The organism is Pseudomonas sp. F3-2 (assembly GCF_038804275.1).
Taxonomy (GTDB): Bacteria; Pseudomonadota; Gammaproteobacteria; order Pseudomonadales; family Pseudomonadaceae; genus Aquipseudomonas.
The window spans coordinates 3,908,175-3,923,952 of record NZ_CP152388.1; the positions used below are offsets into that span (position 1 = coordinate 3,908,175).

The 15,778-nt window shown below is 59.8% G+C and carries 15 protein-coding genes; 8 read left to right on the forward strand and 7 right to left on the reverse strand.

The window, feature by feature from the left end; translation table 11 throughout:
• Window positions 1–78: 78 nt before the first annotated feature.
• Window positions 79–1,020: a ketopantoate reductase family protein gene (locus tag AAGQ88_RS17725; RefSeq protein WP_342653109.1), complete on the reverse strand. Its 942-nt coding sequence runs from the start codon at window positions 1,018–1,020 to the stop codon at window positions 79–81.
• A gap of 174 nt (window positions 1,021–1,194) precedes the next feature.
• Window positions 1,195–2,631, reverse strand: coding sequence for a pyridine nucleotide-disulfide oxidoreductase (locus AAGQ88_RS17730; RefSeq protein ID WP_285425543.1), 1,437 nt, complete (start codon window positions 2,629–2,631; stop codon window positions 1,195–1,197).
• A 936-nt stretch (window positions 2,632–3,567) separates the two neighbouring features.
• Here AAGQ88_RS17730 and AAGQ88_RS17735 point away from each other — a divergent pair.
• Window positions 3,568–3,882, forward strand: coding sequence for a hypothetical protein (locus AAGQ88_RS17735; protein WP_285425527.1), 315 nt, complete (start codon window positions 3,568–3,570; stop codon window positions 3,880–3,882).
• A gap of 53 nt (window positions 3,883–3,935) precedes the next feature.
• Here AAGQ88_RS17735 and AAGQ88_RS17740 read toward each other — a convergent pair whose 3' ends face one another.
• The 3 genes from AAGQ88_RS17740 to AAGQ88_RS17750 form a co-directional block, all read right to left on the reverse strand.
• Window positions 3,936–4,292 carry a hypothetical protein gene (locus AAGQ88_RS17740; RefSeq protein ID WP_342653110.1) on the reverse strand — a complete coding sequence of 119 codons (357 nt, stop codon included), beginning with the start codon at window positions 4,290–4,292 and terminating at the stop codon, window positions 3,936–3,938.
• 421 nt (window positions 4,293–4,713) lie between these two features.
• Window positions 4,714–4,983: a DUF1652 domain-containing protein gene (locus tag AAGQ88_RS17745; protein WP_342653111.1), complete on the reverse strand. Its 270-nt coding sequence runs from the start codon at window positions 4,981–4,983 to the stop codon at window positions 4,714–4,716.
• A gap of 362 nt (window positions 4,984–5,345) precedes the next feature.
• Window positions 5,346–5,822 carry a GNAT family N-acetyltransferase gene (locus AAGQ88_RS17750; protein ID WP_342653112.1) on the reverse strand — a complete coding sequence of 159 codons (477 nt, stop codon included), beginning with the start codon at window positions 5,820–5,822 and terminating at the stop codon, window positions 5,346–5,348.
• 419 nt (window positions 5,823–6,241) lie between these two features.
• Between AAGQ88_RS17750 and AAGQ88_RS17755 the strand changes: the two genes are divergently transcribed.
• Window positions 6,242–7,174: a hypothetical protein gene (locus AAGQ88_RS17755; RefSeq protein ID WP_093459359.1), complete on the forward strand. Its 933-nt coding sequence runs from the start codon at window positions 6,242–6,244 to the stop codon at window positions 7,172–7,174.
• Window positions 7,175–7,345: 171 nt separating this feature from the next.
• On the opposite strand, the gene AAGQ88_RS17760 is transcribed toward AAGQ88_RS17755, so the two are convergent.
• Entirely contained in the window at window positions 7,346–8,221 is an 876-nt protein-coding gene (locus AAGQ88_RS17760) for a LysR substrate-binding domain-containing protein (RefSeq protein ID WP_285425531.1), read from the reverse strand.
• A gap of 105 nt (window positions 8,222–8,326) precedes the next feature.
• On the opposite strand from AAGQ88_RS17760, the gene AAGQ88_RS17765 reads away from it, so the two are divergent.
• From AAGQ88_RS17765 to AAGQ88_RS17780, 4 genes are all read left to right on the forward strand, one after another.
• Window positions 8,327–9,040, forward strand: a complete 714-nt coding sequence (locus AAGQ88_RS17765; protein WP_342655833.1) for a haloacid dehalogenase type II — start codon at window positions 8,327–8,329, stop codon at window positions 9,038–9,040.
• A 10-nt stretch (window positions 9,041–9,050) separates the two neighbouring features.
• A complete protein-coding gene (locus tag AAGQ88_RS17770) occupies window positions 9,051–9,848 on the forward strand; it encodes an aldolase (RefSeq protein ID WP_285425532.1) in 798 nt (265 codons plus the stop codon).
• Between the two features lie 133 nt (window positions 9,849–9,981).
• Window positions 9,982–10,731, forward strand: coding sequence for a creatininase family protein (locus AAGQ88_RS17775; RefSeq protein WP_342653113.1), 750 nt, complete (start codon window positions 9,982–9,984; stop codon window positions 10,729–10,731).
• Between the two features lie 168 nt (window positions 10,732–10,899).
• Window positions 10,900–11,250, forward strand: coding sequence for a hypothetical protein (locus AAGQ88_RS17780; protein WP_342653114.1), 351 nt, complete (start codon window positions 10,900–10,902; stop codon window positions 11,248–11,250).
• Between the two features lie 81 nt (window positions 11,251–11,331).
• Here AAGQ88_RS17780 and AAGQ88_RS17785 read toward each other — a convergent pair whose 3' ends face one another.
• Window positions 11,332–11,964: a hypothetical protein gene (locus AAGQ88_RS17785; RefSeq protein ID WP_342653115.1), complete on the reverse strand. Its 633-nt coding sequence runs from the start codon at window positions 11,962–11,964 to the stop codon at window positions 11,332–11,334.
• Window positions 11,965–13,269: 1,305 nt separating this feature from the next.
• Here AAGQ88_RS17785 and AAGQ88_RS17790 point away from each other — a divergent pair.
• On the forward strand, window positions 13,270–14,289 hold the full coding sequence (locus tag AAGQ88_RS17790) for an alpha/beta hydrolase (RefSeq protein WP_342653116.1): 1,020 nt from the start codon (window positions 13,270–13,272) through the stop codon (window positions 14,287–14,289).
• A 198-nt stretch (window positions 14,290–14,487) separates the two neighbouring features.
• A complete protein-coding gene (locus tag AAGQ88_RS17795; protein ID WP_285425984.1) occupies window positions 14,488–15,711 on the forward strand; it encodes an MFS transporter in 1,224 nt (407 codons plus the stop codon).
• Window positions 15,712–15,778: the final 67 nt, after the last annotated feature.

Here is a 15,778-nt window from a genome sequence, read left to right on the forward strand (position 1 = left end):
TTGCCAGACAAGTCTGCGCGACGATGAGGCAAGACGCGCCGCGAGTGAATGCGCGGCGCGCCAGCGCTTCTACACGGCCTATGCGTGTTCGCGTTCCCGCCGCGCTTCGTATGCGCGCAGATGCAGATAGACCACATCCAGAGCACTCAAGCCGCCGGACGCAGTCGCGTCCTGCTGTGGACGCCGCGCAATCATGTCGCCAATCACGTGCTCAACCTCGATCGGCGCGTGGCGCTCGATGTCCCGGAGCATTGACGCGGTCATCTTTGAACCCGGAGTTGTCAGCATCTTCCGAAAACGTTGCAGCACTTCGCTGCGTATCGGGTAGCCCGCGTGCTGCGCGACGCTCGCGCACTCCGTCAGAAGACCGATGATGAACGCTTCGCCGCCGCTGGCGATGACATCACCGATACTGGCGCGCATCGACCCGGTGACGCCGGCACCTGTCGCAATGAAGCACCATTTTTCCCACATCTCCTGAACGATCTGCTGACTCAGGCTGGAATCGAATCCCGCGTCGGCCAGCGCTTCTGCGACCTTGAGGATGCGCGGCGTCAGGGCGCCACTCAACTCACCGAACGACAATTGATTGGTGTCGTTCAAATGCAGGATCGCTCCGGACGCATCACGGTCCAGCGAGATCAGGCATTGCCCACCCAGTACGTTACCGGGCGTGAAGCGTGTGCCCAGTCGGTCCAGATGAGCCATGCCGTTGAGCAGCGGCAAGATCAGCGTGTCCGGGCCTACTGCCGGCGCGAAGGCATCCATGGCGGCGTCTAGGTCCTGAGCCTTGCAGCTGAGCAGAATCAGGTCGAACGTCTCATCCAGCAGCGCCGCCAGCCGATGCGGCGGCGAGGGGTAAAGAATGTTTCCCAGCGGGCTGCGAACGATCAGGCCGTCACGGTCCAGCTCCTCTGATCGGCCCTGGCGCACCAGAAACGTCACGTCACGCCCGGCTTCGAGCAACCGCCCGCCGAAATAACCGCCTATTGCACCCGCGCCCACGATCAGAATACGCATGTCCTGTCAGCCCTTGTTGATGAACCGGAGAGGGTCGAGCCCCCAGAATAGATGACCGGACAGACTCTAGCCAAAAGCAGGATGACAACCAACATATAGATGAACGGATCCGAACTCAGGCAAAAAAAATCCCGGAGCGCCAGGGGCGGTCCGGGAAAGCTACTGCAAGGAGAGTCAGGATTGCGCGTTGACCATCGCGGGCCACAGAAACGGTTGCCGTTCTTCGTTGCGGCTTGGCACCGCGACCAGCAGACGTCCCAGGCTGACCGGCTGAGCCAACGGGACCTGCAAGCGTTCAAGCACTGCATCGATCACGGCCCTGCTGGCGTCGTTGTGGAACTGCCAGACGCCATAGATCCGACCGTCGAACGACGCCTCGCTGCCCAGCCGGGGATCGACGCCCAGGCCTGCGCCCAGCCCGAAAAGATGCAGCCCGTGCAAGCGCTGACCCGAAGCGTCCATCGGACAGCCGCAAGGGTCTGAATCCAGTCCGCCCTTGACCTCCAGCAGATTGATCGGGCTGCCATTGGCATGGCTCAAGGCGGGCAGCAAAGGCTGATAACCGGTGCACTGGACGACGAATTCCGACTCCGCCAGGGCCTCGCGAGCGCGCTCGTAGTGATCGGCAGGACCGTTGTCGGTCTGCAGCAGCTGCACACGCACGCCGGTCTTGCCGATGTGCCCGTTGGCCAGCGCCTCGCGCCCGACATCCAGCGCACGATAGCGCAAGCCGCCCGAGCGATTGACCCTGCCGGAAACCGGGCACACATCGCGCTGCGGATCGAACACATAACCGGCGTCCGTTGCCGCTTGTGCGGTCTCGTAAAACAGACGGACCGGCGAGCGATGAACCAGCGTCACTTCCTTGAGCCCCGCGAATTCCAGCGCATCGGCAAGATTCTCGAGCACCGAGAAGGCGCTGTGTGAGCCGCCCACGACGCTGATCCGCCCCTTTCGCGCCAGTGTCGACGCAAACAGGTCGCGCAGCTGAACGGCGTTCATGCGCAACAAGGCATCGGCGCTTTGAATCCTCGCCGAGGGCGCGATGGCCAGGCCTTGGTCCGCCAGGCCGTTCAGCAGGTGTTGGGGATCCTGACGACCGCCCAGATTAAGCACGACGGCGCGGCAACGAATACGCCGCGTGCGCCCTTCCGATTCGACCCACACCTGATATTCATCGCCCTCGTGCACGACTTCAGTGATCGTGGTGCTGCTCCAGAGCTTGACGCCGTAATGCTCGACGATGAAATCCAGCACCAGAGTCGACGCTTCCGCCAGCAGTTGCGCCACGTCCGCCAGCTGCGGGGCACTCTGCGCCTGCCGCCGGATCCGCCAGTACGCCGGTGAATGCTCCAACGGCTCGAAGACGTCACGCAGCGCCGGGTCGCGCAGACAATCCAGGAACACATCACCCACCGAGTTGGCAGTGATCCGGTATTGCCCCAGGCGACCTGTGCCGGGCGTCGGGCTGGCATCGACAATAATCAGGCCTTCCTTGGCTAGTTCAGGCATGGTCCCACTTTTCAATGCATTGAAAAGCAATCCCATGCCCGCTGGTCCTGCGCCTCCCACTACACAACCGCAGACGGTTTCCAGATGATCTCCATACATAATCGTGACTCCAAACTTGGTCGATGCATTAGCGCAGCCCGGAACCGTCCCGCCCCGGTAATAACAGGAACCGCGACAGCCCACCCCGATGCGATGTTTTTAGATGTCGAACTTGATACAAACAGCAACTTGCGGTTTTGCACTTAAAATAAACGCACAGCTACCGTAGCAATTGTCAGTCAAGTCAATTGCTGGGATTGAATAATCAGAAGCGGTCACCCCGATCAGGCCAGGAAGGCTCTGTTTCAAGGGTTGAATGAATTCGAACGCTGATTGTCTCGCGCCGTTAAGCAGCCTTTGCCGGCACGTATGATGCGAGCAGGGATTGCCTGTTGTCAGGGACGCTACCGCCACTTAGTCCCTATCGGACACAAGCGCTCAGTTGAACATCCGACGGCAGCGAAACAACATCAACAACGGTGAGAGGAGAAAAACCGTAAAGCGATAGTTTCAAAAAAGCCCGGAAGTGTCAAATTTTCGAGAAATATGAATAATTGTGTTTTTGGAGGTTTATCTGATTGTTTTTAAACGAATTTAATTTTTGACGGCGGAATTCCGCATGACCATGCGGGCTCCATGCATTTTTAAAATAATAGCGGGTTAAAAACGCACTTCTCGAACTGCCTGATAAACAGGAATCGCTATCGTTAAATAAGAGAAAAAGACAAATTTCCAGCGTCTGAAAGTAAGCGTCATAAGAGTCGGTCAAAGTTGAGTGTCAACGAATACAGCGTTTCGACAAAGCCAGCATTTTGACGTCAAGCAAGACCGTATTCATCGGCACTGCCCATCGGGCTGGAAGGCAGCCAGTTGCAGCGTTCCAACGCAACCGATGAACGGTTACACCCACGGTAAAAAAAACAGAACTATTTCAAGCAGATCCGTCTCCATTATCAGGCTTACGCTTACTTTTGCATGGATATAGAGGTGGCCACCATGAATGCTGATAAAAACCGTCGGTCCAGCATTGCCGAAATCGATTACTCGCGAGATACCCTGTTCGGGCCGATTCCCATGCAGGCGACCTGCCGCGTGCGGCTTGCGACTATCGAACACGACGGCCACACACTGCGTGAACTGACCATCATCGGGGATGTTCCGGATTACCTGCCCAAATCAGCGATCATTCGGGTGGCGATGGATGGCCGCATCGAGGCAGGCCCGATTCGCGAGCATTACGCGATTCGCAGTGAGGGCGAGGAACAGTTCAAACTGCTCTTTGAGAATGAGCACCGTCGCCGCGTGCATTGAAGGGCTCACGTCACTCGTCAGGCGTTAATCGTCATGCTTGTTTCACGGCTACGTTACTGGCGCGTCTCGGTGGATGCGTGCAGGCCGTGGGTCAGAGGCAGGTCCCTGCCCTGCAGGATCAAGGTCTGATTCAAAGGCATGGGACTGAATTGCTGATCAGTGGTATGCGACGGTGAGAAGCCATCGACGCCGGACTGATCGTTGTCGCGATAGCGCAAGCCATCCAGACGAGGCGCGGTCTCCAGCACCGGATCGCCAGGCAGCAATCGCTCTCGCTCAAGCGCTGTCATGGGAGGCTGAACGCTGCCCCTGCGTGTCTCAAGATGGTTGAGCATGTAGGTGATGAATGCGACGCAGATCACCACAATACCCAACAGGCAGCCCATGCCGATCAGCGCCCTGCGGCGCACATCTAGCCGCCTTGCTGCTCTGCCCTTCGGTATCTCATGGACATCAGGCTGCGTATCCGCCATGCCTACCCCTTGTGTTCATTCTGGCCTGGAGTGCCACTCGCCGCGTAAAGATAAAAGGTCTCGGTCTGCATTGCCATACCCGTTGCACAGGTGCGGCAATTGGGCTGGTTATTCAAGGAAATAAACGTCGCCGTGATCGGCTCGATCATGTTGGCGAAGATCCCGCAAGTGAACGTCTTGCCCGATTAAGCCCACGCGTTTGTACGCAATACGTTCCCACGCCTCCATTTTTATATCGGTTGACCACTTGTACTGCCAGAGGCCCGGTGTAAACAGGAAAAGCGCCCACAAAAATGCCCATGGCCTATACAGCGTCATGGGCATGGATTACGTAGCGGAGTGGGTATATTGCGGCCATTCATCCCGCCAGGGCGTGAGGGAATGGCTGCAGCTCTTTGTTCAGTTCGCTTCGCAATTGCGCGATGAGTTCACACAGCGCGCGGCTGGTGTCCAGTTTGTCCAGGGAAATCCCCGAGCTGCGCAGTTTAACGTCCTGACTGACCGGGTCGATGATTTCGACGCTCATGGAGTCGGCGACCACCGAGCAATTACAACGCATAGGCAGAAAAGCACTTTCTATAATGCTTCGCAGTTCAAGATTAGACAGCGTGCATGCAATCATTGACATCCTCCCTCGGCCGGACTGCAGGAAGAATAAGTGCAGTGATGGACCGGGTTTTTATTGATTGGCTTCCATGGGATCCGCAGTGATCCTGATTCGTCAGATAAGCCTGGTGGTTATTGGCGAATACCCAATTTATACGCCTCGCCCCAAGTTGTAGCAACGTGTCGAATTCGCGTGCACCGCAACGGGGTGCAACTTATCCATAACGGAGAAAAAACGATTCATCCGCCCTGAACAACGACAAAAGGCCGATTAATCGCAACGCCAAAGTAGCGCGTCCCGATCGATCGACTCATGTTTTGTAATATTCGGGTCCGCCCGTTCGTCGCCCCACCCGCTCAGTTGCCGACGAAACGACCGGACGATCAGCTACGAGGCAGGCGCAGGTGAACCAATGCGACCCGTGAGCCTTTCTTGTCCTGACGCTCTTCGATGGCGAAGGGCTTGAATCCCAACTTGGGATAGAACAGCAAGCCAGGCACATTGTGGTTGAAGCACGATGCCGTCAGCTCACTCGCCTCATGCTTGCCAAACGCCAACTCCATCATGCAGCCGATCATGTAGCGGCCCACGCCTTTGGAGCGCGCGTGCGGTGCGATGATCACGTTGCCCATCGAGCAACGTCCGCGGAAGTCGTAGCGTGAAAAGTTGGCGAACCCCACCACCTCGCCATTCAACTCGATCACCGTGTTGTCGGAACGCTGCTCAATGGCGTCCTTCAACTGCGCAGGGGTCAATGGAAACACGGCTTTGGGGAACATGTAGAAGAGCTCGTCGACGCTCTGTGGCATATCACACACGACGGGGATGTCTTTTTCTTCCAGGGGGCGATGTAGAAACATGACGGTTATCCTCTCGAAGAAACGGGCACTGGATTCAGACTATAAGACAAACGGCGCCAACGCGGCATCAATCTTGACTGCAGCGCTCTATAACGTGGCGCAAGGTGTCAATCGCAAGACGACGCGTTATCAAACACGAGTCCATAAGACCTCAATTTCAGCGATTTAGTGCCGAAATGTTTCAGATACGATGTCTGAACACTAGAAAGCACACGCAACCCCCTGACAGCTCAGAACTTTTTCCCACCGGGCATAACGCCTGCGACGCCGGGGCAGTTCATGCAAAATGCATGAATCCGCAAATCCAAGCTAGCTTCAACTAATTGATTTATATGGATTTATTCCGCTGGTCGAGACTGGCACAAGCACTGCAACGTTTCACCGCGAAGCACACATTATTCGCACGGAGCAGCACAACAATGAACGTCACCCCTGATACTTATCCTGCCGCTGTAGAAGAATCCACCAACGCCTCGGGAGTCTCCTGGGGAGCCATCTTCGCTGGCGCCGCCGGTGCCGCCGCACTTTCGCTGATTCTCGTTCTGCTGGGCTCGGGGCTGGGTTTTTCAGCCATGTCGCCATGGGCAAACGAGGGTGCCAGTGCCAAGACCATCGGGATCTCCACGGTGGTCTGGCTGGCATTGACGCAAATCATCGCTTCGGGACTTGGCGGCTATCTGGCCGGTCGTCTGCGCGTGAAGTGGTCGAACATGCACGGCGACGAAGTGTATTTCCGTGACACCGCCCACGGCTTCCTCGCCTGGGCCGTCGCCACGCTGGTGGCTGCCGTGCTGATCGTCAGTTCGGTAAGCGGCATCGTTGGCAGCGGCGTCAAGGCAGGCGCCAGCGCTGTTGCAGGCGTTGCCGGCACGGCGGCCGTGGCTGCAGGCAACGCGGCGAGCAATACCAGCAGTGACCAGTACGGTTACTTCGTCGACACCCTGTTCCGTGATGACCGCCCTGCCGCTGTCAGCGACGACGCTGCTCGCGGGGTTGTCGTGCGCATCTTCACCAAGACCCTGGCCAACGATGGCCAACTGGCGCCGGAAGACCGCAACTACCTCGCTCAACTGGTCGCCCAGCGTACCAACCTGAGTCAGGCAGACGCTCAGGCGCGTGTCGATCAGGTGTATGGCCAGGCCAAGCAAGCGGTTCAGGACGCCAAGGTCAAAGCTCAACAGGCCGCCGATGCCGCCGCCAAGGTCGCCGCCATGAGCGCCCTGTGGACGTTCGTTGCACTGTTGATCGGCGCCTTCGTCGCCAGCCTCGCTGCCATCTGGGGCGGTCGTCGCCGTGACGCTGTGACCTACGTAGAAACCCGTGCCTACACCAGCACCTCAACTATCCGCTGATCAAGGAGAAGACATCATGCGTTCACTACTCTTGTGGTTCCTCGGCGTGCCGATTCCAGTGATCATTCTGATCGCGCTGTTCATGCACTGATCGAGTCGTAGACAATCCGCGCTGTGCCTTTCAGGGCCTGCGCGGATTTTTTTCGCCCGGCGTTTACCCGCCGAAACGTCTCAGGCCAACTCCATTGTCATGCGCTCTTTCATGTACGCCACCAGTGTCTGCTGCACCTGCGTCAGCAGCCGGCTGCCGGCAATCAACGCCAGTTCTCCGCCCGGCACTTGGGCGAAGCCTTCATCCGGTGTCAGTAATCGATGGTCCTGGCGCATGGCCGAAGTGGGCAACAGGCTGATGCCCAGACCGGCCGACACCGCCGCCTGAATACCGACCAGACTCTGACTGGCGAACGCCACGCGCCAGCGACGTCCGGAAGACTCGAGCGCATGGACGATGCGATTGCGGTAAATGCACCCTTGCGGATACACCACGAGCGGGACTGGATCGTCGATCACCTGCGTGTCTCGGCCCGTCACCCAATGCACCTGCTCGGGCCAACTCGCCAGCGCTGTGTCCTGCCGCTGCCCATGCCGGCCGGCGAGGTCGCGCTTGACCAGTGCCAGATCGATGTCCTTGTTATCCAGCCGCGCATAAAGGTCGACGCTCAGCCCGTTGACCGTGTCCAGGCGGATGTGCGGATGTTCCCGCGCGAACCCGGACAACAGTGACATCAGGCGCTGCACATCGAAATCCTCCGGCACACCCAGTTTGACTACGCCGGTCTCGTCGTCACGGCTGAGCGAACTGTGCGCTTCCAGGGCCAATGCAACCAGCCGCCGGGCATAGCCGATCAAGCGCTCGCCATCCTCGGTCAGTTGAATGTGCTTGCTCGCGCGCTGACGCAGCAACAGTGGCCGACCGAGCTGATCCTCCAGCTTGCGGATCTGCTGACTGACGGTGGACTGGGTGCGATTGACCCGTTCCCCCGCCTTGGTGAAGCCGCCAGCGTCGACCACGCAGACGAAGGTGTGCAGCAGTTCGAGATCAAACATGGGAATGAGTCACTCATTCAAGAAACGAATTATTCAAGCAATGTAATTTAATTTTACGATGATCGCCATCGCTCGCAGAATCAGTTCACACCCTATAAAGAGGAACTGACCATGAGCACCCTTCCTGCCCGCCCGCGCTGGATCACATTCGACTGCTACGGCACTCTCATTCAATGGGATGAAGGGCTGCTCGACTACGTTCGGCAGTTGCTGGAGCGCAAGGACGCCCGCCTCGACGCCAACGCCTTCATCGCTGTTTACGATCGCCACGAGCACGCGCTGGAGCAGACGCCGCCGCATCGTTCGTTCGCCGATATCTCGCGCCGGTCAATGGCATTGACGCTGCAGGAATCAGGCATGCCGTGTGAGCCGGAGGATGCCGAAGGTCTGATTCAGCGGATCGGTGCCATGCCGCCGTTCCCGGAAGTGCTCGGCGCATTGAAGTGGTTGAAGGATCAGGGCTTCAGCCTGTGCATCGTGTCGAACACGGACGACGACATCATTGCCGGCAACGTCGCTCAGCTCGGCGGTTACATCGATCGAGTCATCACGGCCCAGCAAGCGCAGGCCTACAAACCGGATCATCGACTGTTCCAGCATGCTCACCGGACGCTCGGCGTCGGCCTCGATGACGTGCTGCACATTTGCGCCAGCCCTCAGCTCGATCTCGAAGCCGCCAAGGGCATGGGTTTTCGCTGTGTCTGGATCGACCGCGGAACCCGCCGCAAGCCATTGCCCGACTACACTCCTGACGCCACGCTGGCGGATCTGTCCCAGGTTGCGGATTACATTCGCAGCAAAGGTTGGGCGAACGAATAGGGAGAACACGATGGCACACGACTTACGCGCCAGTGATCTGCGGCCTGCACGCAACGACCGGCAGCAAGCGAACCTGAACACCGTGATGATCGAGGCCGCGAGGACCGATCTGGCCGCCAGCCTGCGCATGGCGGCGCGGCTGGGGCTGAGTGAGGGCATCTGCAATCATTTCTCGGCTCTGGTGCCGGGGCATCCGGATCTGTTTCTGGTCAATCCATATGGCCTGGCGTTCGAGGAGATCACCGCGTCCAGCCTGCTGATCTGCGACTTCGACGGCAATGTGGTCATGGGCGATGGCAAACCGGAAGCCACCGCTTTTTATATCCACGCTCGCCTGCATCTGCATAAACCCCGGGCCGTTGCGGCATTTCACACGCACATGCCCCATGCCACGGCGCTGGCGATGCTTGAAGGTGAACCGCTGCTGTGGGCCGGTCAGACCGCGCTCAAGTTCTACGGCCGCGTCGCGGTGGACGAGCACTACAACGGCTTGGCGCTGGACAACCACGAAGGCGACCGCATCGCCGCGTCGATGGGTCAGGCGGACATCGTGTTTCTCAAGAATCATGGAGTCATGGTCACCGCGCCGAGCATTGCCCAGGCCTGGGACGATCTGTATTACCTGGAGCGCGCCGCCGAAGTGCAGCTCAAGGCCATGAGCAGCGGCCGTGCGCTCAAGGCCATCGAACCGGAGATTCTGTTGCGAACGGCGCGCCAGATGAGCGAGGAAGATGCCGAAAGCGCCAGACTGCATCTGGAGAGCGTCAAACGGATACTCACGCGCACGGCGCCTGACTTTGCACACTGAGACGCCGCGGCAAGCGCAGTCGGCCAGCGCACACGCGTCGTGACGGACTGCGCTTCGTTGGCCGCGGTGGCCAATTCGAGTACGCTTCGCTGCGTTCGCACGTCAATCAAGACTGCCCCAGCGAGGCTCTGAAATGCTTTTACATGCATCGACATGGATCGAGATCGACCAGTTTCTCCAGCGCAGCCGCACGGTGGTCGTGCCGATCGGCTCCAACGAACAACATGGTCCGACCGGTTTATTAGGAACCGACTGGATGTGCCCGCAGATCATTGCCCATGAAGCCCAGAAAAACGCCGATATCCTGATCGCTCCTACCTTCAACATCGGCATGGCGCAACATCATCTCGGTTTTCCCGGGACCATTTCCCTACGCCCCTCGACCTTCATCGCGGCCATCGGTGACTGGGTTCGCTCGCTTGCCGGGCACGGCTTCGAGAAGATCCTGTTCCTCAACGGCCATGGCGGCAATATCGCCTCGATCGAAGCAGCGTTCTCGGAGTTGTACGCCGAAGCGAGTTTCGCCAGGCGCCCAGCCGGTTTCGCGTTGAAACTGTGCAACTGGTGGGATCTGGAAGGCGTCGGCGAGCTGGCCCAGCAGCAGTTTCCGGAGGGCCATGGCTCCCACGCCACGCCGTCGGAAATCGCGGTCACTCAGTGGGCCTACCCTGAGTCGATCAAAACTGCGGACTATTCGCCGCAGATCGCCCCGACCGGTCCTATTCGCGAAGCCCTCGATTTTCGCGCCCGCTTCGCCGATGGCCGCATGGGTTCGGACCCTGCACTGGCGACCCCGGAAAAAGGCGGTGAACTGGTGCGCGTTGCCGCCTTGGGGCTCGTTCAAGCGGTTGCCGCGTTCAGCCGTGAAGTCAGGCCGCAGTAAGCATCGCCGCGCTTGTCCAGCCGTCAAGCGCGCCACTCAGGCGATAAAAACGTTGAACTCGTGAGCCGAGCTGCAGCCATAGTTTCATGCGCTTTTCTCAACGGTACCGGATCGTGGCAGGCAGGGGCGCAACGGCCCTGCCCGATCCACTTGGCTGACAGGTGATATGTGAATACTTTCATTCCGGTGGACAAACTCGAGACCATCAACCTGCACGACTACCACGAAGTCTGGCTGACTATGAAGGAAGAGTGGCCTCAGGATCCGCAGACAGAACGCGAATGCCTGTGGCGTGCAGACCGCGAACTGACCACGGACGTGGAAATCGATGAGGTGTATTTCCAGAATCTGCCGCGGTTGTGGTTGAGGGTTGATCTGGAAAAGCAGGAGAAAATCGACGAGGTCAAACAGAAGCTGGAAGCGCGCGTGAAAGCGTTGGGCGTGGAAGGTGAGTTTTTCCCTGGCGAATCCCGCCAGACACCCTGCGGCGATGACGTGAACAAGGACCTGCGTAGCTGATTCTTTTGCCGCCATTGCGATGCCGTCGACCATGAACATGACAGGGTGACAGGAAATCAGCCATCGCGAGCAAGCTCACTCCTACAGGTCTTTGGCCTGGCTCGACACCCGTCGGCGCCGCATTACCTTGTAGGAGCGTGGCTTGCCCGCGATCTGGCGCGCAGCGGCAGCAGAACGGATGACGCGGTGCATCGGGCAGACCGCATAGCCCGGGTTTACGACGACTGCGTCGCCGATCGCGGGACAAGCCACGCTCCCACAGGTTTTGCCGTTCGACACAAATTCTGGCAACGCCATAAATCCTTGTAGGAGCGTGGCTTGCCCGCGATCTGGCGCACAGCGGCAGCAGAATCGGATGACGCGGTACTTCAGGCAGATCGCATGACCTAGGTTTACGACGACTGAGTCGCCGATCGCGAGCAAGCTCGCTCCCACAAGTTCTGCGCTCGAAACAAAACCTGGCAACGCCATAAATCCCTGTAGGAGCGTGGCTTGCCCGCGATCTGGCGCGAAGCGGCAGCAGAATCGGATGACGCAGTACATCAGGCAGATCGCATAGCCCGGGCTTACGACGACTGCGTCGCCGATCGCGGGACAAGCCACGCTCCCACAGGTTTTGCCGTTCGACACAAATATTGGCAACGCCACCAATCCCTTGTAGGAGCGTGGCTTGCCCGCGATCTGGCGCGCAGCGGCAGCAACATCGGATGACACGGTACTTCAGGCAGATCGCCTAGCCCGGGCTTACGACGACTGCGTCGCCGATCGCGGGACAAGCCTCGCTCCCACAGGATTTGCCGGTCGACACAATTCTGGCAACGCCACACATCCCCTGTAGGAGCGTGGCTTGCCCGCGATCTGGCGCGCAGCGGCAGCAGAATCAAATGACGCGGTACATCAGGCAGATCGCCTAGCCCGGGTTTACGACGACTGCGTCGCCGATCGCGAGCAAGCTCACTCCCACAAATTCTGCGTCCGACACAAATTCTGGCAACGCCACACATCCCCTGTAGGAGCGTGGCTTGCCCGCGATCTGGCGCGCAGCGGCAGCAGAATCGGATGGCGCGGTACTTCAGGCAGATCGCCTAGCCCGGGTGTACGACGACTGCGTCGCCGATCGCGGGACAAGCCACGCTCCCACAGGTTTTGCGTTCGACACAATTCTGGCAACGCCACAAATCCCTTGTAGGAGCGCGCTTGCCCGCGATCTGGCGCGAAGCGGCAGCAACATCGGATGACGCGGTACATCAGGCAGACCGCATGACCCCGGTTTACGACGACTGCGTCGCCGATCGCGGGACAAGCCACGCTCCCACAGGTTTTGCGTTCGACACAAATTCTGGCAACCCCACAAATCCCTTGTAGGGGCGTGGCTTGCCCGCGATCTGGCGCGCAGCGGCAGCAGAATCGGATGACGCGGTGCATCAGGCAGACCGCATGACCCCGGTTTACGACGACTGCGTCGCCGATCGCGGGACAAGCCACGCTCCCACAGGTTTTGCCGTTCGACACAAATTCTGGCAACCCCACAAATCCCTTGTAGGAGCGTGGCTTGCCCGCGATCTGGCGCGCAGCGGCAGCAGAATCGGATGACGCGGTGTATCAGGCAGAGCACGTAGCCCGGGTTTACGACGACTGCGTCGCCGATCGCGGGACAAGCCACGCTCCCACAGGTTTTGTGGTGTTTCGCCAGACTGTGTCACCCCGCGAAACAGGTGGGAGTGAGCTTGCTCACGAAAGATCCTTGCATCCGCCGCACGTATGAATCAAACGTCACCCCTCAAGGCAAACGCGCCCGTGCAATCGGCGCAGTGCCAGCGGTCAACCCGCAGCGTCCCCAAATAAGAAACAATGAGTCCCGATTTACCCTAATTGTTGCCCTCCCTTCTAATCCGTACAGTTACGTCCAAGCCAGCCAACAAGCGCGAAACGGCGCGAGCGGGCTGAACATTTTGAGACGGGCGCCGGCAGACGGCGCCCTCCGCTGAAGACCAACTGACGAATTTCGAGAGAGCCCACATGAACAACATCAAAAAAGCCCTGACCGCCACCCTCCTCGCCCTGTCCATCGGCAGTGCATTCGCCGCTGAGAACGACGTGCCTGAACATCAGACCCAGGCGTTCCTCAACGCGCTGGCGGCAGGTGGCGGACGGCCTCTTGAACAAATGACGCCCAAGGATGCCCGCGCCGTACTGACTGGCGCGCAGAACTCGGTAAAAGTGGACCTCTCCGGCACCGAGGTGAGCGAGAAAACCATCAAGGCCGACAACCAGAACATCAAGCTGACCATCGTGCGTCCGGCCAAGGTTAAGGGTGAGTTGCCGGTGTTCATGTTTTTCCACGGCGGCGGCTGGGTGTTGGGCGATTACCCGACCCACGCTCGCCTGATCCACGATCTGGTGGTGGGCTCTGGGGCCGTCGCGGTGTACGTCGATTACACGCCGTCGCCGGAAGCGCATTACCCGACCGCGATCAACCAGGCGTACGCCGCCACGAAATGGGTCGCCGAACACGGCAAGGAGATTAACGTCGATGGCTCGCGTCTCGCTGTGGCAGGTAACAGCGTCGGTGGCAACATGGCTGCAGTGGTCGCCTTGATGGCCAAGGAACAGAACGCGCCGAAACTGCGCTTCCAGTTGCTCTTGTGGCCGGTGACCGACGCCAGCTTCGACACCGGTTCGTACCAGCAATACGCCGAAGGCCACTTTCTCACCAAGAACATGATGACCTGGTTCTGGGACAGCTATACCACCGATGCCCGCCAGCGCGCCGAGATCCATGCATCGCCGCTGCGTGCCACAACCGACCAGCTCAAAGGCCTGCCACCGGCGCTGGTGCAGACCGCAGCTCTGGACGTGTTGCGCGATGAAGGCGAAGCCTACGCCCGCAAGCTGGACGCCGCCGGTGTCGATGTGACGGCGGTGCGCTACAACGGCATGGTTCACGATTACGGCCTGCTCAACCCGCTGAGCAACATCCCCGAAGTCAAGGCCGCCATGCGTCAGGCCGCAGGCGAACTGAAAGCTCACCTGAACTGACACAGCCCCGGCTTGCCAGTAAACGCAGCGGGTCAGTCAATCATCGATTGCCTGGCCCGCCTCGTATGGCCGGTCTTCACGCCACAGCCGCAGTCCTGACGCAGTGCAACACGATCCAGCGCAACAAACGCACATCCGTTCAAGGCTGCAACCTTGTCCGCTCTTAACATCCCGATTCGATAAAGCGAGGCGCGTCAAATGAGCAATTCCCCACGCACATGGAGTCGCCAATGCAACTTCTGGGTGGCCGCTGCCGTGGTGGTCCACACGCTGTGGACCAGCGCCGCGCCCGCCATGATGTATCCGCTTTACGCCCACCAATGGCAACTGACACCCACGGTGACCACGCTGATTTTCGCGGTCTTCCCGGTGTTCGTCGTCGCGACGCTGGTGGCGCTGGGCGATCTCTCCGACTACATCGGTCGACGCGCTGCGATGCTGCTGGGATTGAGCGCTTCGCTGATCGGCGTGTTGCTGTTCGCCATCGCGCCAAGCGTCATCTGGTTGCTGGTCGGCCGTGCCTTCATGGGCATCGGCGTTGGCCTGTCTGCCGGTCCCTCTGCCGCCGCCGTGGTGGAATTCAGCGCACCCGGCAAAGCCAGGCTGGCGGGCGCCATCACCACCGCCGCACAGGCGTTCGGCCTGGCCGCCGCGCTGATCCTCAGCGGCGGGCTGATTCAATATGCACCCTTCCCGACCCGGTTGAGCTTCTGGGTGCTGGTCATCGTGTTGATCGCCACGCTGTACGGCGTCTGGAACCTGCCGCGCCACACCGCAGCAGAAAGTAAAAAACGCTGGTCGTTGAAGCTGCCGCAGATTCACAAGCCGCTGCGTCGCACGTTTCTGGTGTCGGTCAGCGCCGTGCTCAGCGCCTATTCGGTGGGCGCCACGATGCTGTCGCTCGGCTCGCAGATTGCCCATGACCTGATCGGCTCGAGTAATGCGCTGGTCAACGGCGGCGCGATTTCACTGTTCGCCATCGTGCTGGGGATCACCGGTATCGTCGCCAAACGCTTCGGTTCCAGGCTCTCGATCATCGCCGGTGCGAGCTTTGCGATCGCCAGTCTTGCGCTGCTGATGCTGGCCACCGCCACCCACGCGCTGTCGGTGTTCCTGCTGTCCAGCGCGGCGAGCGGTGCCGGTTACAGCCTGCTGTTCATGGGCGGCCTGAACATGATCAATGCCCGCGCGCCGATGCATCACCGCGCCGGCACCTTGTCCGCGCTGTTTCTGGTGGCGTACCTGATGCAAGGCGTCGTCGCGATGCTGCTGGGACGCGCGGCCACCGCGTGGGGCCTGGACCTGGCGATCGACGTCGGCTCCGTGGCACTGGCGGCGTTGAGCCTGGGTGCACTGTTGCTGGCGATTTATGTCCGCCAGCCCGAAGGCCCGCTGGAAGACGACGCAGCCCCCGGCACCTGATCTGTTCTGCGGAACCACTGACACCGTCAAACGCCGCCCGCCCGATTCGGTCCGGCGGCGCTCACAA